The sequence below is a fragment of the Chromobacterium subtsugae genome (assembly GCF_001676875.1).
Lineage (GTDB): Bacteria > Pseudomonadota > Gammaproteobacteria > Burkholderiales > Chromobacteriaceae > Chromobacterium > Chromobacterium subtsugae.
Window position 1 is genome coordinate 47,296 of sequence record NZ_JYKA01000009.1, and the last position, 19,105, is coordinate 66,400.

The 19,105-nt window shown below is 69.6% G+C and carries 4 protein-coding genes; all 4 read right to left on the bottom strand.

Translation table 11 applies throughout. The features are described 5' to 3' along the window. Positions 1 to 13 precede the first annotated feature (13 nt). The 4 genes from MY55_RS13005 to MY55_RS13020 are packed head-to-tail and all read right to left on the bottom strand — an operon-like array spanning position 14 to position 19,103. Positions 14 to 6,379: a non-ribosomal peptide synthetase gene (locus tag MY55_RS13005; protein WP_065202476.1), complete on the bottom strand. Its 6,366-nt coding sequence runs from the start codon at positions 6,377 to 6,379 to the stop codon at positions 14 to 16. Beyond that, the gene (locus MY55_RS13010; protein WP_065202477.1) at positions 6,369 to 9,485 is read right to left on the bottom strand and encodes a serine hydrolase; all 3,117 of its coding nucleotides are present in this window, start codon (positions 9,483 to 9,485) and stop codon (positions 6,369 to 6,371) included. The genes MY55_RS13005 and MY55_RS13010 overlap by 11 nt, the downstream gene beginning before the upstream one ends. Beyond that, a complete protein-coding gene (locus MY55_RS13015) occupies positions 9,478 to 15,864 on the bottom strand; it encodes a type I polyketide synthase (RefSeq protein ID WP_065202478.1) in 6,387 nt (2,128 codons plus the stop codon). The genes MY55_RS13010 and MY55_RS13015 overlap by 8 nt, the downstream gene beginning before the upstream one ends. Then, positions 15,861 to 19,103 carry an AMP-binding protein gene (locus MY55_RS13020; protein WP_065202479.1) on the bottom strand — a complete coding sequence of 1,081 codons (3,243 nt, stop codon included), beginning with the start codon at positions 19,101 to 19,103 and terminating at the stop codon, positions 15,861 to 15,863. Before MY55_RS13020 ends, MY55_RS13015 begins: the two co-directional genes overlap by 4 nt. Between the last annotated feature and the right edge of the window lie 2 nt (positions 19,104 to 19,105).

Here is a 19,105-nt window from a genome sequence, read left to right on the forward strand (position 1 = left end):
AGAGTTTCCTGCTTCAGTTTGACTGGCGGCCGGCGTCGAGCGCGCCTTGCACGATAGAGTGGAACAGCGCGTCCCAAGGCTGCCCGCGGTCATCCGCCGGATGCGACGAGGCTTCCAGCCGCACGTCGAAGCCCGCGTCGTGTTCGGCGATTTCGCAGCTCAGGCTCCAGTGCGCCTGTCCGCCGGCGATGACCGGCGTCTCCCGTTGCCGGCACGGCATCCCGGCGATCCGCCCCGCAAAGCCGTCGCGCGTGAAGTAGCCGAAAAAGGCGGATGGAGACAGCGCCTGCCGCGGCAACTCCGGATGGCGCGCGGCCATCTCGTCGGCATCGAACAGGTAATGGCGGCAAGCCTGGCGCACCGCGGCGCTGACGCCGCGCAGCGTTTCCGCGTCCGCCCCGCCCTCCGGCCAGTCGAAACGCACCGGCAGAACCGCCATCAGCGGCGCGATCACCGCTTGCTGCTCCAGCTGGTCGCGGCCGTGGAAAATCATCGACGCCAGTTGATCGCGCCGTTGCTCCAGCCGCGCCTTGAAGCCCAGGAAAACCGCCATGAAGAATTCGGGCATGCTGATCTTCAGCCGCGCCGACAAGGCGGCGATCCGCGCCTTGCTGTCGGCGTCCAGCGCCAGCTCGCATGTTCGGCTCTGCGGCTGGATCCCGGCTTGCGGCGCCGGCGCCCACCCTTGCAGGCGCTCGCGCCAGAACGCCGCGTGCGCTTGCCGCATGGCGGCGAAACCGTCGCCGTGGAACAGGTCCGAGTACGCCGCCAGGCTCGCGCCCGCCGCCAGCTCCGGCGCTTCGCCCGCCAGTTCCTCCAATATCCGCATCAGACCCGAGCCATCGATGCAGGCATGGGAGAAGTCCAGCAGCAGAACGGGCCGCTCGCCATCGGCCAGCCAGCGGCCGCGCACATTCATGCCGTCTTCCAGCGAGAACGGCCGGATGAAATCGCGCAGGTCCTCCTCCAGCGATCCCAGGCTCTGGCGTTTTTCCAGCCGGAACAGGAAGCGCGGCGCCGGCTGCAGGAACAGCTCGCCGCCATCCAGCGCGAACCTCGCGCCCAAGCCCTCGTGCCGCGCCAGCGTGGCCTGCAACAAGTTGCGCAGCTGTTTCAGATCGGGTTCGGCATCAAACTCCAGCGCCACGAAACTGTTGTTGCTCAAGTCGGCAGGATTGAGCCGGATCGCCTTGTAGATGGCTTTCTGCGCGGGCAGCGCCCGGATGCGTCCGGTTTGCGCCGCGGCCTGCGCCGGCGCTTGGGACGGCGCGGCCGCGGCAGCCTTTTCCCGCTCCGCGTCGATCAAGGCCGCCTGCGACATCAGATCGAGATGGGCGACCAGCGCGCTCAGCGGCAGCGACAGGTCGAACGCCTGCCGTATCCGCCCTATCAGCGCCACCGCCAGCAGCGAATGGCCGCCGGCCTCGAAAAAGTGGGTTTGCCGGCCGATGGCGCCGGTATTGAGCAACTCGCTCCAGATAGCCGCCAGCCTCGCCTCGGTGCCCTCTCGGGGCGGCTGCGCCGGCTGTCCGGCCGCGACGCCGGACGGCGCCGGCAAGGCCTTGCGGTCCAGCTTGCCGTTGCCGCTCAGGGGCAAGGCATCCAGCGTCACGATGCTGGACGGGATCATCAAAGCCGGCAGCCGCGCTTGCAGATGCTGCCGCAGCGCCGGCTCCAGCGCCTCTGCGCCGGCAGCCGGCACCACGTAGGCGGTCAGCCGCGCATCGCCGGCCACGTCCTCGCGCACCAGCGCCACGCATTCCTTCACGTCGGCATGGGACAGCAGCGCCGACTCCACCTCGCCCAGCTCGATGCGCACGCCGCGCAGCTTCACCTGGAAATCATTGCGCCCCAGATATTCGATATCGCCGTCTGGCAGGTAGCGGGCCAGGTCGCCGGTTCGGTACATCCGGCCAGGCCGGAAAGGATCGGCGACGAACTTCTGCGCGCTCAGCTCCGGCTGGTTCAGATAGCCGCGCGCCACGCCCGTTCCGCAGATGTGCAGCTCCCCCGCCACGTCTACCGGACAAGGCTGGCCGTACGCGTCGAGGATATGCAGGCGGATGTTGTCGATGGGCTTGCCGATCGGAATCACGTCGTCGTCGCCGACCTGCCGGCAATCCCAGGCGCAGACATCGATCGCCGCCTCGGTCGGGCCGTACTGATTGTGCAATTCCACGCCGGGGAAGCGTTCGAGGAAACGCCGCACGCTATGCGCCGGCAAGGCCTCGCCGCTGCAGAACACCCGGCGCAGGCTGCCGCCGGCGTCCGGCGCCTGGTCCAGGAAAACCGACAGCATCGACGGCACGAAATGCAGGGTGGTGATGCCGCGCTTGCGTATCGTTTCGCTCAGGTAGCCGGGGTCCTTGTGCCCCTCCGGCTCCGCCATCACCAGGCGGGCGCCGTTCATCAGCGGCCAGAAAAACTCCCACACCGACACATCGAAACTGTAAGGCGTCTTCTGCAGCACCGCGTCCGTCGCATCCAGCGGATACCTCTTCTGCATCCATGTCAGGCGGTTGACGATGCCGCGATGCTCGTTCATCACGCCTTTCGGCCGTCCGGTGGAGCCGGAGGTGTAGATCACATAGGCCAGATGGGAGGCGGTCAGGCCGATCTGCGCCGCGGGCAAATCGGCGGCGTCCTGTCCGGCCCAATCCGCCGCGTCCTCGCTCAGATCGATCAGCGCGGCGCCGGCGCCGGCGGCGTATTCGGCCAGCCACGCCCGCGCCGCCGCCGGAATGCCGCCATGGCACAGCACCGCCGCCGGCGCCGCGTCGCGCAGCATGTAATCCAGCCGGTCGGCGGGATGGCTCGGATCCAGCGGCGCGTAGGCTCCGCCCGCCTTCAACGCCGCCAGCAAGGCCACCACCATGTCCAGGCTGCGCGCCATGCACACGCCCACCAGCGCATCCGGGGCGATGTTCGCCTTCGCCCTCAGGTGGCGCGCCAGCCGGTTCGCCGCGCCGTTCAGCTGCGCATAGCTGAGCGATTGCGCGCCGAATTCGACCGCGACGGCGTCCGGCGTCCGGCGCGCCTGCGCCTCGATCAGCGTGTGCAGGCAGGCCTCGGCTGGAAAGTCGGCGTCGGTCTGGTTCCATTGCCGCAGGATGCGGTCCTTCTCCGGCGCCGGCAGCGCGTCGATGCGGCTGATCCGCTCCTCGGGGTCGCGCGCCAAGGCGGCGGCCAGCTCGCGCAGGGCCGTCTCGAAGAAGTCGCACACCCGCTCCGGGTCTAGCGCCTGGCCAACCTGGGCATTGATGACGAAGTCGTCGCCGAAGTCATCGACATTCACCGCCACCGGATAGGTGGTGCGCTCCATGATTCCGGAATAGGACACGCCGGCCACCGCGGCGGGATTGACGGCGCCGAACGGGTCGGACGACGGCACATTGCGCACTTCGCTGTGGCGGTAGTTCAGCAAGGTGGTGAACAAGGGCGCCGCGCCGGCCGCTCTTTGCGCCTGCGCCAGCGACGCCTGCTCATGCCTGAGCAGGCCCGTCAGCGCGTCCTGGACATGCGACAGGCAAGCCGCCACCGGCAGATCGTCCAGCCGCAGGCGGATGGGCAGCGTATTGATGAACTGCCCCATCGCGCTGTCTGCGCCGCCGCCGGCGCTCATGCGCCCCAGCAGCACCGTGCCGAAGGCCACGTCGGCCTGGCCGCCCAGACTGGCCAGCACCTTGGCCCAAGCCAGGTGGACAATGGCGGCGACGCTGACGCCGCGGGCTCTTGCCTGCTGGCGTATCAGCCGGGATGACAATGCGGGCAAGGTCCGCCAGGCTTCGGCCACGGCGGCGTCGCCGGCCAGCGGCTCGGCAGCGCCGAAGGGCGCCGGCCCCGGTTCGAACCCGCGCAGCATCTCGTCGAAAAAGGCCTTGCGCTCGCCGGCGTCGTCGGCGGCGAACATCCCCGCCCGCACCTGCTCGAAGGCGGCGGCCGCCAGCGGAGCCGGCGTTTCGCCGCGCAGCCTGGCCTCGATCTCGCGCAGCATCGCCTCCACCGTGGCATGGTCCACCGCCAGGTGGTGCAGCTGGTGCAGCAGCACCCATTGTCCGCGCCCCGCATCGTAGCAATAGCTGCAACGCTGCAGCGGCGCCTGGGCGATGTCGAAACGCTGCCGGGCCGGTTCGCAGCGCCGGCGCAGCGCCGCCAGCGCGTCCACCCCCTCCAGCTCCGCCCGCACCTCCTCCACCGGCAACTCGGCCTCGCGCCACACCAGTTGCAACGGCTGCGGCAGCCCCTCGTGCAGCACGGCGACGCGGAAGGCGTCATGGCGGGCGATGACGGCGCGCAGCGCGTCCAGATAGGCGCGCAACAGGTCTTCGCTGTCGAAGCGGACCACCTGCCACAAGACATACGGATCGCCGGCCTGATGGGCCAGCGCGTGATACAGCATGCCCTGCTGCAGCGGCCCCAGCGGGCAGGCCGCCTGGATATTGGCCAGCCCGCCGGGCACGGCGGCGGCGACGAGGTCCCGCTCAGCCGCGCTCAACCCCGCCAGAAAGGCAGCGCCGCCATCCTGCCGCGCCGGAGCGGCGTCCTCCGCCAGCGGATCGAACACCCGCAGCTCGGCCGCCAGGCCGGACAAGACCGGCTGCTGGTAAACAGTGTGCGCATCCACAATGAAGCCGCGCCGGCGCAGCGCCAGCATCATTTTCACCACCAACAGCGAGTGGCCGCCCAGATTGAAGAAGTGGGCATGCCGGCCGACGCGGCTTTCACCCAGCAGCTCCCCCCATACCTCGGCAAGCGCCTGCTCCCGCGCGTCCCGCGGCGGCGCGAAGGCCTCCGCCGCCGGCGCCTGGCCGCAAACCAGGGGGAAAGCCTTGCGGTCGATCTTGCCGCTGGCGGACAAGGGAAAAGCGTCGACGATAGCCAGCGCCGCCGGGCGCATGTATTCCGGCGCGGCGTCCCGCATATGGCGCGCGACGCTTTCCCGCAGGCCGTCCTCATCCGGCGTGGCGGCGATGATGAAGGCCACCAGCCGCTTGTCGGCCGCGCTGTCGCCCTGCGCCAGCACGACGGCGTCGCGCACCGCCGGATGCCTCATCAGCAACGCCTCCACTTCGCCCGGCTCCACCCGGTGGCCGCGTATCTTGATCTGGAAATCGATGCGGCCGAGGATGTCGAGCAGGCCATCCGGCCGCCACCGCGCCAGGTCGCCGGTCCGGTACAGGCGCCGGACGCCCGCGCCGTCCGGATCCCGCTCGACGAAGCTGGCCGCGGTCTCCTCCGGGCGCCGCTGATAGCCGCAGGCCAGTTGCGGGCCGGCGATGCACAACTCGCCCGGCTCGCCAGGCGCCGACTCGCGGCCTTCAGCGTCCAGCAGATGGATCGTTACATTGTCGATCGGGGCGCCGACCGGCGGCAGCGTCGGCCAATCCTCGGCCTGTCCCGGCAGGGTGTAGGCCGTCACCACATGGCTTTCGGAAGGGCCGTAGTGATTGTGCAGCCGGCAGCCCTGCAGCACGCCGAAGAACTGCCGGATGGCGGCGGTGACCACCAGTTGCTCGCCCGCCGTCACCACGTCCAGCAAGCTGGCGGGGTAGCATTCCTGCTCGGTCGCGGCGGTGGCCAGGCTGTTCAGCGCCACGTAAGGCAGGAAGATGCGCGCCACCTGCCGCTCTTCGATGAAGGACAGCAGCGCCAGCGGGTCCAGGCGCAAGCGGTTGGAAATCAGCACCAGCTCGCCGCCGCTGGCCAGCGTGGAGAAAATCTCCTGGAAAGAAACATCGAAGCTCAACGGGGAAAACTGCAGCGTCCTTCGTCCCGCGTAGTCGCCTTGGTCCCGCAGCTGCCAGGCCACTAGATTGGCCAGCGCCCGGTGCGGCATGCGCACGCCCTTGGGCGCGCCGGTCGAGCCGGAGGTGTAGATCAGATAGGCGAGACTCTGCGGATCGCAAACCGCCGCGTCATCCTCTGCGCCGTCGCCGCGGGAGAGGTCGCGCTGGTCCATGTCGATGAAGGCGTGGCCGGCCGGCAGCGAGCGGATGATTTCCGTGCTGGAGATCACCAGCGACACTTCGGCGTCGCGCAGGATGTAAGCCTGGCGCTCGGCCGGATAGGAAAGGTCGATCGCGGCATAAGCCGAGCCGGCCTTCAGCACCGCTATCACCGCGACGATGGCGTCGATGCCGCGCTCCAGGCAGATGCCCACCACTTCCGCCTCGCCATGGGCGCGGATCAGGCGCGCCAGCCGGTTCGCCCTGCGGTTCAGCTCGGCATACGACAGCGACCGGCCGTCGAAGCTCAGCGCCGCGGCGTCCGGCGTCAGCGCCGCCTGGCGCTCGAACAGCCGGTGGACGCCGTCATCGGCCATCGGCCCGATCGGCGCCAGATGGCCACCGCTCTTTTCCAGCAAGGACTCAGCAAACATAGCTCTCTTCTTTCAACTCGATCAGTTGACCGTTTTTCATGATGATCAGCGCATCCGCTTCGGCGAAATACTCATCGTCATGGGTCACGACAAAAACAATGCGGCCCTGGGCTTTCAGCATGGGTAGCCACTCCTGGTAAAACCGGGCCTTGGCGCGGGGGTCCTGGTCGGCGGCCCACTCATCCAGCACCACCAGCGGGCTCGGGTCGGCCAGCAGCATCGCCAGCGACAGCCGTTTGCGCTGCCCGGTCGACAGCTTGATGCTGTCGAAGGCGCCGTCATCGCGCAGTTCGGTCTTGCCGGCCAGCCCCAGCAGCGCGATGTTGCGGTTGATCGCCTCGCGCGACTGCGCCAGCGCCGGGTCGTAGAGGCGTTTGAACAGCCAGTTGTCGCTGAAGATGGCTCGGGTCAGCTCCAGCAGCCGGCGGTGCGGAACCTCCGCGCCGTTCACCTTCACCGTGCCTTGCGACGGCGCGTACAGCCCGGCCAGAATCATCGCCAGCGTGCTCTTGCCCGAGCCGTTGCCGCCGGTCAGGAAGTAGGCCTTGCCGCTTTGCGCCGTCAGCGACAGCGGGCCCACGCCGAAGCGCTCGCCTTCGGCGCCGGAAGCCGGGTAATGGAAGCTCACCGCCGACAATTCCAGGGTGTGCACCGCGGAGGGAGGCGACGCGTCCGCCGCCCGCGCGTCGGAGCGGATGGACTGGCAAAACGCCACCATATTGCGCATCAGGCTTTGCAGCCGGATCAGCTCGGGCATCGCCGACATCACCGCGTTCAGCGGGCCGATCAGGTACAGCAGGATGATCAGGTATTCCTTCGACGTGTCGGCGTCGAAGCGCGGTATCAGCAGCGGGAACAGCAGCGCCACCGCCACCAACAGCACCGTGAGCAGCGATTCGCCGATGAAGAACGCGCCCAGGAAGCCGCGGTCGTACTGGATCCGCAAGGCTTTGAATCGGTCGGAAACCGCTTGCGCGTGGCGGTGGAAGCCTTGCTTCACCGCCTCGCGGCGCAATCCCTTGTAGCCTTTTTGCAAGTCCTCGACCGCGTCCATGAACTCGCTGCGGGTATCCAGCGCCTGGGGCATCAAGCGGTTGGCGCGCTGGGAGACGTAGTAATACAGCCCGACCATGGGCAGCACGCACGCCAGCAGCACCGAGGTGGCCGCCGCGGATTTGAATGCCATCAGGTAGGCGAACAGGAACACGATGGTCAGCAGGTTGGCGAAAAACGGCACGAAGGCCAGCACGCTCTTCGCCAACTCCTGGGAGTCTTCCCCCACCACCGACTGTATCTTCCCCGGCGACAGCCGCTCGACGCTCTGGTAGTCCGACGCCAGCAGCCTGCGGATGATCTCCATCCGCCAGCCCTGCACGAAGGCGTGGCCGAAACGCATGATCTGCTGCTCGGCGGCCTTGCGCGACGAGATATAGAAATAAATGCAGTTGAACAGCAGCGCGGCGCTGAACGCCAGGTGCGAGGCCGGGCTGCCTATGGTCTGGATGATGCACAGCACCAGCGCCGAGTTGAGCAGGCCGGAAATCACGGTCAGCCCCACCACTCTGGCGATCATCAGCGCGGAAAACGCCTTGCCGGAAAAATCGTCGCCGCGCCGCGCCGCCAGGAAGAAGAACAGGCTGACGGCATTGGCGAAGAAGACCAGCCCCGCGGCCGCCGCCGGCAAGCTGGCGGGGCCCCATACCAGCAGGCTAGTCCACCCCAGCCCGGCCAACAGCGGCGGCGCCGCCGCCAGCGCGGCCAACAACGCCGCGTTCTGCACCGCCAGCCGCGCCAGGAAGGCCCGCCAGCTGGCCGGTTCGGCCGACTGCGCCAGGCTGTCGCGGATGATCGCGCCCTCCAGGCTGCGCGCGGGGGCGCCGGCGGCGGCGGCTCGCTTGCTCCAGCGCGCCCAGGCCGGCCAAAGCAGCAGGCCGCCCAGCCAGAACAGCGCCGCCGCCGCGGTGGACACCCAATCGCCGCTATCGGCGGCGAAGCTGGCCGGCAGGGTTTGCGGATCCGCGCCGCGCAGATGCTGGAAGACCGAGCGGCCCAGCTGGATCACCTGCGGGCTGTTGCTGTTGCCCAGCATGACCACGCCGACGCCGGCCGCCGGATCGAACGCCACATAAGCGCCCGCATTCGGGTTCTGTCCCGGATGGCTCCAGCTGGAGGTTTTGCCGGCCTCCACATCCCAGCCGTAGGCGTAGCCGGCGTCGCCGCCCCCGCCATACGGCCGCTTCGCCTGCTGCAGCGCCGCGTACAGCGCGGCCTGGCTGGCGTCCGCGCCCGGCTTGGCTTCGCGCTGCAGCAAGAAGCGCAGCCAGGCGGCCATGTCCTCCGGCGTGCTCAGCACGTAACCGGCCGGCGCGTTTTGCAGATAACGCGGCGCCTGGTACGGCCGGGCAGCGGTGAAGCCCACCTTATAGCCGGGGATGCGCGCCAAGCCGGCGGGCGCCGCCGGATCGCCTTCGACGAAGGTGTGCCGCATGCCCAGCGGCAGGAAGATCTTCTCCCGCAGCAACACCGCGAACGGCTTGCCGCTTGCCCGTTCCGCCACCAGCCCCAGCAGGCTGTAGTTCAGCGTCGCGTATTCCTCCTTGCTGCCCACCGGATAGGCGAGCGGCACATCCTGCAGCAGCGCCGGCAGCCGCTCCAGCGCCTGGGGCCCGCCGTCGGGCCGCAGCAGGTCCAGCGTGTCTTCGGCTATGCCGCTGGTGTGGAACAGCAGGTTCTTGAGGCGGACGGCGGCATACCCCGACGAGGGCCTCCGCGCCAGCTCCGGCACCCAGCGGGTGAGCGCATCGTCCCGGCTCAGCGCGCCCTCGCGCTCCAATTCGGCGATCAGCAGCCCGGTAAAGGCCTTGGAGCACGAGGCCAGCTCGAACACGCCGGCCTCCTGCTTGCCCAGACGCATGGTCCGGGTCTGCCCGCCCGCCACCACGCTCAAGGCGCCGGTGGGAACCTGGCCGGCGTCCCAGCGCGCGCTCAGCTCGCCGAGCGCGCGTTGCAGATCCCCGCCGGGCGCCGCCGCATGCGCGCCGCCTCTCAGCGCCAGGCACAAGCAGGCCAGGGACAGCGCCAGGCGGAACCATCCGGACTTAGCCATTGATTTCGCCCTCCTGCTTGGCGCCGCGCAGCTTGCGCTGCGCCAGCAAGGCCCGCCGCTTGTCTCCCGCGCCGGATGGGGGCGTCTGCGCGGACTCCGCCGCCGCCGCCGCGGGCGCCAGCTCCCGGCTCAGTTCGCGCAAGGAAGCCGCCTTGAACAGCAAAGCCACCGGCACTTCGCGTTCCAGCCTTTGCTCCAGCCGCTTGGCGAACTGGATCAGATCCAGCGAGGTGGCGCCCAGCGCGAAGAAGCTGGCGTCCACGTCCAGGCCATCGGCGCCCAGGAACCCTTCCAGCATCTCGCGCATCGCCGGCAGCAACGCGTCCGCGTCCGCGCCTTTCAGCGAGTCGCCGCCGGCCGCCTCCGCTCCCCCGGTTTTTGAACCCGCGCCAAACAACATCTGCTGCGTGCTCGACTGTTTCTCAAGCACCGCGCCGATCGGCAGCTTGGACACCGCCAGATACGCTGTCGGGCTCTGGCGAACCAAGGCCGCCATCGCCATGGCGATTTGCGTGCCCTCCGCGTCGCTCAGCCCTTCTTCGCGCAATTTGGCGGCGAAGCCGCGCGCCTCGCCGCGCTCTTCCATCGCGACGACGATCTTGCCGATATGCCGCCCCTGCGCCATGAACTGGAACGCGTCGGCGATATCCCTGGCCGGATAGGCCTTGGTCGGCAGAGGCCGCAGCGCCTCTTGCTCCAGCAACTGCACAACCTCGGCCCACGCCTCGCGATAGGCCGGATGCTCCGCGCCGGCCTGCACCGCGTGGAAACTGCCGCCTTCGGCGAACAAGGCCAAGCCCAGCCGCCAGTTCTGCAAGATGTCCCGCAGCCCCAGCTCCAGGAAACGGCCTTGCGGCGCCAGCAAGGACAGGCTTTCCTCCAGCAGCTCTCCGGCCAGCGCGTTGAGAATCACCGCAAAAGGCCGCTCGCCGAGCTGCCGGCGGAAAACCTCGCCGAACTCGCGCGTTCTGGAGTTCGCCGCCCCCTTGGCGCCCATGCCGATCAGCAGCTCGCGCTTTTCCTCGCTGCCGGCGGTCACCCAGACCTCAGCCCCCAGATAGAGCGCGATCTGCATGGCCGCCATGCCGACCCCGCCGGCCGCGGAATGGATCAGGATGCGCTCGCCGCGCTTCAAATTGGCCGCATGGCGCAAGGCGATCCACGCGGTGGTGAAGGCCACCGGCACGCCGGCCGCCTGCTGGAAGCCCAGCGTGCGCGGAATCGGCGCCACCACGCGGCGGGGCATCAGCACGTGCTCCGCCAGGCAGCTGTGGCCAGCGCACATCACCCGGTCGCCGACGCGCACATCTTCGACCTCCCGCCCGACCCGGGTCACGACGCCAGCGGCTTCCTGGCCGAAGGTCATGCTGGGGTCGGTCGGGGCCGGCAGCACGCCCAGCGCGATCAGGACATCCTTGAAGTTGAGCCCGGCCGCCTTCACCCGGATCTCCACTTCCTGCGGGCCGGGCGCCCGGCGCGGCTCCTGCCGCGTATCGAAGGCGAAGCCCGCGCCGCCGTCCTCGCCGCCGCGCAGCCGCATCACGCCATGGCTGTCGGCGCCGCCATCCCGCAGCGCGGCGGACGCGTCCACCAGCAGCAGGTCGTCGATCGCCACCAGCAACGCGCCGTCCTCGGAGAAAATTCTCACCTGCAACAGCTTGTTGGCGCCCAGTTCGCCGATCCGCACATGGCTGAGCACGCTGTCGCGCATCGGCGCGAACTGGCTGAATCCGCCGATCGACACCGGCGCGAATTGGGCGTCGGCGTCCTCGGGCGAAGCGATCAGGGTGGCGGTGTCCAACAACGCGATATGCAGGCCGCACTCCGCCGCCTCGCCACGGAACGCCGCCGGCAGTTGCAGCCGGTTCAGCACTTCGCCGGCGCCGAGGCGATCGACGGCCACCACGTTGCGCCAGCGCGGTCCGAAGTCCAGCGCGCCTTGCGGGCTGACGCCCGCGCCGTCCCCGGCGCGGAACAAGGGTTCGCCGGACAAGCCCGGCAAGCCGGCGTCGGCCGCCGCGCGGGCGCCCACCTTGCCGCCCGCATGCTTGAGCCAGGTCGCGCGGGAAAACTCGCCCAAACCGGAGAAAATCTCAAAAGCGCCGAAATCAGCGGCGAACGCCACCACGACATCGGTCTGGGCGGCGTCGGGCACCACCAGCGGCCGCTCGATGGCCACCCCTTGCAAGGAGAACGCCGCGCCGTCGGCGCGCGTCTGGGCCAGCGCGCGATGGACCAGGGCCAACATGCCCATGGCAGGCATCACCGCGGTGCCGGCGTCGAGACGATGCTCGTCCAGCCACCAGTCCCGCCGCGCATCCAGCCGGCTGCGCCAGACAACGCCGTCCGACTGCTCGGCCGGGCCGGACTGCAGCAGCGCCTGGTCCAATTGCCGCGCCGAACGGGTGGCCATGCCGGACTCCGCCCAGTCGTCCCAGGCGATGGCCAGGGCCTTGCCGCCCTGGCTGCGCGCCTGCTCGGCGTAGGCTTCCAGGCAGGCGTTGGCGGCGACATACGCGACCTGCCCCACTTTTTCCTTGGGCAGCAGATTGCCCAGGCTGGAGAACAGCAGCAGCGCCGGGTTCCCCAGCTGCGCCAGGCTGGCGCACAGGAAACGGCTGCCCGTCACCTTGGGCGCCAGCGTGGCCGCCGACTCCGCCTCGGTGCGCATCTGCATCATCGCGCCTTCGCCGCGGCCGGCGGTGTGGAACACGTAGTCCAAGCCCTCGCCCTGCGCCGCCAGCCGGAAAACCGGCTCGAACGCCTTGGCCAGCGACGCTTCGTCGCCCAGTTCCGCCTGCAGCAGGGTCACCCGGCTGCCCATGGCTTCCAAGCCGCCCACCCAATGCAAAAACGCCGCGTCGGGGCCGGCGCCGGCCATTGTCTCCGCCCATTCCCGGCGCGGCGGCAGCGCTTTGCGCGTCAGCAGCAGCAAATCGCAGTGATAGACCCGCGCCAGGTGCTCGGCGATGGCGGCGCCCATGCCGCCATTGGCGCCGGTGATCAGCACCCGGCTGTTGCGGCCGATGTCCGGCAAAACCCGGTTCAGCGGCTGCGACTGCGCGCGCGCGGTGACGCGCCGGCGCCAGAAGCCGCCGTCGCGCCGGCAATAGAATTGCCCGCCTTGCCAGCCTCTATCCAGCCAGAGCCGCAGCGCCTGGCCGATGTCCCGCGCGTCGTCGCCGGGGAAGTCCACGCCCAGGGCGGCGATGCCGGGGTATTCCTCCGGCGCGATCAACAGCGGCCCCAGCAATTGGCTTTTCTCCGCGGCCAGCGTTTCGGTTCCGCTCCAGGCCGCCATCTGCGTGGCGGGGAACAGCAGCCGCAGCTTGGGCGCAGGCGTTTGCCCGGCGCTCCAGCGCGCCAGCGCCGTCGGCAGCCAGAATGCCCAGAACTGCGCCTGGCGCGCGTCCAGCGCGTCCAGCAAGCCGGTGGCGACGATGTCCATCGCCGCGGAAGGCTTCAGGCCTTGCCGCTCCAGCGCGGCCGGCAGTTCGGCGTGGATGCCGGCGAAGTCGCCGCTCCAGTCGCCGCATTCGATGAACGAGCAGGCGCCGTCGCCCCATCCCAGCGCGGCGGCCAGCGCGCGCTCTCTTTCCGTGACTTGCCGGCAAAGGATCCAGCCGGCCGGCGCGGCCTCTTCGCCGGCGGCGTCTCGCGCCGGCGCTTCCACCCGCTCCCACTCCATCCCGTAGTAGCGGGAGCCGAAAAACAGCTCGGACGCCGTCAACGGCGCGGCGGCCCGCGGCGGCGGCGCGCAGACGCGCCGCTCGAACGCATGGCCGGGCAGATGCGCGCGCGCCGCGGCAGCCGGGCCGCGCAGGCGAGCCCATTCGATCGGCGCGCCATGCGTCCACGCCTGGCCGATGAACTGCAGCGCGGCGCTTTCCTCCTGCTCCGCCCCGCCCGTGCCCAGCGTGGGCGCCAATCGGCCGCCGCCCAGGCCCAGCCATTTGCGCGCGTTTTGCAGCAAATCGGCGCCGGCGCCGATCTGCGCGTACAGCGACGCCGGATGGGCGGCTTCGGCCTGCCGCAAGGCGGCGCCCAGCCGCACCTGGCCCAGCATTTGCTCCACCCAGTACTGCGGATCGCGCATCTCGTCGGCGGCCAGCTTCCGCCCCAGCGCGGTGGAATAGACCGCGCACTCGGCCGGGCGCAGCGCGTAAGCCTGCAGCAGTTCGCCGAAGGCGCGCGCCGCCGGTTCGATCAGCGGCGTATGGAAAGCATGGGACACCGCCACCCGCTTGTAGGAGAAGCCGCGCGCGGCCAGCCAGTCTTCCGCGTCTTGCGACCTGTCCTCGGCGGCGGCCAGCGTCCAGACGCCGGGGCTGAGCTCCGACACCCGCCACAGCCAATCGGGCACTTCATCCAGGCCCTGGCGGCAATTGGCGGCGAATACCGCGCCCCGCGGCATGGCGTCCATCAGGCGCGCGCGCGCGACCACCAGCTCCATGCCTTCCTCCGGACTGAATACCCCGGCGACCGCCGCCGCGGCGAATTCGCCCAGGCTGAAGCCGCACAGCGCGGCCGGCCGGCAGCCCAGCCGGCGCAGCCAGACGCCCAGCGCCGTTTGCGCGGCGTACAGAATGGGCTGCAAGCGCAGCGTGGACAGCTGCTCCGGCCGCTTCACGCTGTCGATCAGGGCCGAGGGCTCGATCGACAGCAACGCCGCCGCCTTGTCCAGCAAGCCTAGGTACAGGCCGCCGAACTCGGGATAGCGCTCCGCCAGGCGCAAGCCCATGGCGGCGGACTGCGTTCCCTGCCCCGGGAATAGCCAGACCTGCTCCGGCAGCGGCTCGCGCGCGCCGTCCAGCAGCGTCCAGCCATCCAGCTGGCGCTTCCAGCCTGCGCCGTCGGCGGCGACGAAAGCGGCGCGGCACGGGTATTCGGCGCGTCCCTCCTGCAGTTGGCCGGCGACAGCGCCCAGATCCAGCTGGGCGTCATGCAGCTCCAGATGGACGGAATAGGATGCGATCAGGCTGGCCAGCGCTGACGGCGAGCCGGCCGACAGCGGCAGAATCTGGTCCGCGCCAGACTCCGGCGCTTGCTCGGCGGCAAGCGCGCGCGGCGGCTCTTCCAGCAGGACATGCACATTGGTGCCGCCGATGCCGAAGGAGCTGACGCCGGCGCGCCGGATCGCTTGCGCCTGCGGCCACGCGGTCGCCTGCGTCGGCACCCAGAACGGCGTTTTGTCCAGTTCCAGGTGCGGGTTCGGCCGCTGAAAATGCAAGGATGGCGGGATCATGCCGAAGCGGACGCTCAAAGCCGCCTTGATCAGTCCGGCGATGCCGGCGGCGGCGTCGAGATGGCCCATATTGGACTTGACGCTGCCGATGGCGCAGCGGAAGCGGGCAAGCTCGTCCGGCGCCAGCAATTCCGCGGCCACGCGGCTCAGCGCCTGGATTTCGATGGGGTCGCCCAGCGCGGTGGCGGTGCCGTGCGCCTCTATCATGCCCAGGCTGGAAAAGGGAATGTCCGCCAGCCGGTACACCTGCTCGATGACTTCGGCCTGCCCCCGCACGCTGGGCGCCTCGAAGCTCACCTTCCGGTCGCCGTCGTTGTTCATGCCGGACTCCACGATAACGGCGTGGATCGGATCGCCGTCCGCCAGCGCGTTCTCCAGCAGCTTCAACAGCACCACCGCCGCGCCGTTGCCGTTCACCGTGCCCTGTCCTTCGTCGGAGAAGGTTTTGCAGTGGCCGTCCGGCGACAGGATCATGCCGTCGCGGTGCAGATAGCCGCCCGCCGCCGGGTCGGTGATGCACGCGCCGCCCGCCAGCGCCATCTCGCACTCTCCCGCCAGCAATGCCTTGCTGGCCAGGTGCACCGCGGACAGCGAGGTCGAGCAGGCGGTCTGCACATGCAGCGCCGGCCCATTCAGCTTCATCCGGTAGGCGATCTGCGTGGCGAACGAAGCCGGGTCGTTGTAATTGCCGACATCGAACATTTCCGCGATGTCCTGGCTGGCGCCGGCGAATTGCTCCAGCCGCTCCAGGTTCAAGGTGGAGCCGATGAACACGCCCGCGTTCAGGGTCGATTCGCCCGGGCGCAGGCCCGCGTCCAGAAAGGCGTTATGGCTGACTTCGTGCAGCACCCGCAGCTGCGGGTCCATTTTCTGCGCCTCCCGCTGCGAATAACCGAAGAATCCGTAGTCGAAGCATTCGGCGTCTTCCAGAAAGGCCTTGGCCGGGACGTAATGGGGCTGGTCTACCACCTCGGCGGGCACGCCGGCCGCCAGCGACTCTTCCCGCGAGAAAAACGACACCAGTTCGCGGCCCGCCAGCAGGTTGCGCCAGAAGACGCGCCAGTCGGGGCTCTGGGGGAATCGGCAGGACATGCCGATGATGGCGATTTCATTGCCGGTGTATTCGCGCTTCATGATGCGGAACTTCCTTTTGCTTTGCGGCGCCGGTCCGCCAGCCGGCTCTTGCCGGTCTGGGCGGATGACAGTTGGTGTTCGTGGGAAGACGAGGCGGCGGGCGCGCCGTCGCGCCGGATCCAGTCGGAGAAGGAGGCGATGGTCGGGTGCTCGAACAAGACCGCGACGCCGACCTCCCTATCGAAGGCCTGCCGCACGCCGGATTGCAGCGCGATGATCTTGATGGAGTCGCCGCCGGCGTCGAAGAAGTTGACATCGGTCGCAGCGGTGCGGCCGTCCAGCACCGCGCGCCACACCTGCTGCACCTTCGCCTCCACCGGATCGGTCGCCAACGCCGGGGCGGGCGCCGCCTGCTCCTGCAGCTCGGCGCGTTGCAGCAGGCGGTTGCGGTCTATCTTGCCGGTGAGCGTGCGCTCGAAACCATCCACCGCCACGATGCGCGCGGGCATCCAGGCCTCCGGCAGCTGGCTGCGGATGCGTTCGCGCACCAGGGGCAGCAGCGTCTCCGCCGCCATGCCGCTATCGACGAACAATCTCCATTGCCGCTTTCCTTCCGGCGTGGGCGCCGGCAGCAGGCTGCAGGCGCGGACTTCGGCCATCGCCTCCACCACCCGCTCCAGTTCGCGCGGCTCGATCCGCACCCCGTTCACCTTCACCTGGTCGTCGATCCGCCCCAGGTATCTGAAACCCAAATCCGGCGCGAACGTCACCGCGTCGCCGGTGCGGTAGTAAGCCTGGCCGTCGCGCTCGACGAAGCTCTTGGCGGATTCGGCGGGATTGCCGGCATAGCCGCGCGCGATGGAGAGGCCGCCCACCCACAATTCGCCGCGCACCCCGGCCGGCAGCGCCTGGCCGAAAACGTCCGCGCAAAAAGCGACCGCGTTTTGAATCGGCCAGCCGATGGCGACCTCCCGCTCCGGCGACTGCCTGGCGCTCAGGCAATCCACCGTGGTTTCGCTGGGGCCGTAGTGATTGCTGACCGCGTAGCCCTGGCCCAGCAGCTCGTCGCGCAGCGGCGCCGGCAAGGCTTCGCCGCCGAAAATCCATAAGCGCATGTCCGGCAAGCGGGGCGCGCCATGGATCAGTTGGGCGATGGCGCCGGGAATGAAGTTGACCAGCGTCACCGCCTGGCCGCGCAACACATCGATGAAGGCCTGCCGCTCGCGCAGCGCCTCGGGCGCGGGGTAGATCAGGACGGCGCCGACGGCGAGGCTGGCGAAGAGGTCTTCCACGCTGGGGTCGAAGTTCAGGTCGGTCAGGCCCAGCACCCGGTCGGCCGCGCTCAATCCGGTTTCGCGGACAAACCAGTCCAGCAGGTTCGCCGCCGACTCGTCGCGGACGGAAATGCCTTTGGGCCGGCCGGTGGTGCCGGAGGTGAAGATGAAATAGAACTCGCTCCCCGCCTCCCGCTTCGGCCACAACCACGGCGCCGCGCCGCCCGCCGCTGGCGCGGCCGCCTCGATGTCCAGCAGCAGGCGGCCGGCGTCGGCGCCGAGGTCGGCCTGCGCCAGACCGCCGCACAGCACGATGCCGCAGTCCGCCAGCGCCAGCAGCATCCGCTTGCGCTGCGGCGGGTCTTTCGGGTTCAGGTAGACATAACTGCCGCCGCTGAACAGGATCGCCAGGATCGCCTGCGTCGACCGCAGCCCCTTGTCCAGATGGACGCCCACCCGGTCGCCGGGAACGAAGCCCGCCGACCGCAACTGCTCCTGCACGGCGCGGATGCCTTGCGCCAGCTCGCGGTTGGCGATCCGCCGCTCGCCTTCGATCAGCCCGACCGCCTCCGGGAAGTCGGCCAGGCGCTGGCCGATGCGCCGCAACAGCGCGTTGATGTCCGGCGTCTGCTCATTGCGCTCCCCCGCCACCAGCGAGCCCGCCGCGCCGTCCGGCCCCAGCTTCAGCGCCAGTTCGCCGATCGTCGCCGTTTCCGGCGCGGCCAGCAGGTCCGCCGCCAGGGATTCGAACGCATGGAACGCCGCCCGCACCGCGGCCGGGTCGGCCTCGCTGGCGGCGCTGGCGCTCAGTTCCACCTGCCATTGCTCGACGCCGGACACCGTCAGCGTCAGGCCGAAGTGGGTTGTCTCCTCGCTATGCAGCGCCTCCACGTGCGCGCCGCAGCCGGCATCGCGCAGGCTGGCGTCGATCGGGTAGTTGTCGAACACCACCAGCGAATCGTAAAGCTCGCCCCGCTGCCCGGCCGCTTCCCGCACCAGCAGCGGCGGACTCTTCTCATGCCGCTGGGTGCGTTGCAGCGTCTGGAACACGGCGCGCAGCGCCGCCGCGGCGTTCCAGCCGCCATCCAGCGTCAGGATCAGCGGCGCGGTATTGGTGAACAAACCCAGCGGCTGGCGGTCGGCGCTGCGCGCCAGCGCCGCTTCCCGTCCGGAAAACGCGCAGCCGAAAGCCACGCTCTTCTGGAAGGAAAGCTTGGAAAGGGTCAGCGCCCAGCACAGGTAGACGAAGCTTGCCGGCGTGACGCCGGCGCGGCGGCACAACGCCTCGACCGCGCCCTTGCGTGCCTCGTCCCAGCGGCTGCCCGCCGTGGTTCCCGCTGCGGCGCTGCCCGCCGCGGCGGCGCGGCGGAACATGGGCTCGGCCAGCAGCCGGGTGGCCGCGGCCGCTTCGCCGTCCGGCAGATCGCGGAAAACGGCGTCCCAGTATTCGCGGCTGGCTTGCAACTCTTCCGGGGCCAGGCCCTGCCAGAGCTGGCGCGAATACAGCCTCGCGTCCAGCGCGGCGATCTCCTGGCCGCGCAAGCCTTGCAGCCAGAGCGCGATCAGCAGCGAGCTGCTCCAGCCGTCCATCAGGATATGGTGGAAGGAAAACGCGATGTCCAAGGTCCCGGCGGCCGCGTCATGGAAGCAGGCGATGCGGAACACCTCCTCATCCAGCGCGAACGGCGACGCTTTCGATCGCGCCAGCCAATCCAGGCCGCGCTGCCCGGCCGGCGCCTCGCCCGGCTCGACCCGGACATACTCCAGCGGAATGCGCGGCGCGGCGTGGATCAGTTGATGGGGAAAACGGATGGCCCGCCAGGCGAATACCGAACGCAAGGCTGGCTGGGACGCCTGGATGCGGCGCCAAACCTCGCGGACTTCCGCCTCCTCCGCCTGCGCCTTCACGCGGAACGCCACGCCGATGTGGTAGGCGTCGTTGCCGTCCTTCAAGGCATGGAACAGCAGGCCGCTGGCCTGGGGCGTCGCCTGCAGCACTTCTTCGATAGGATTGTCATGCGCCATCT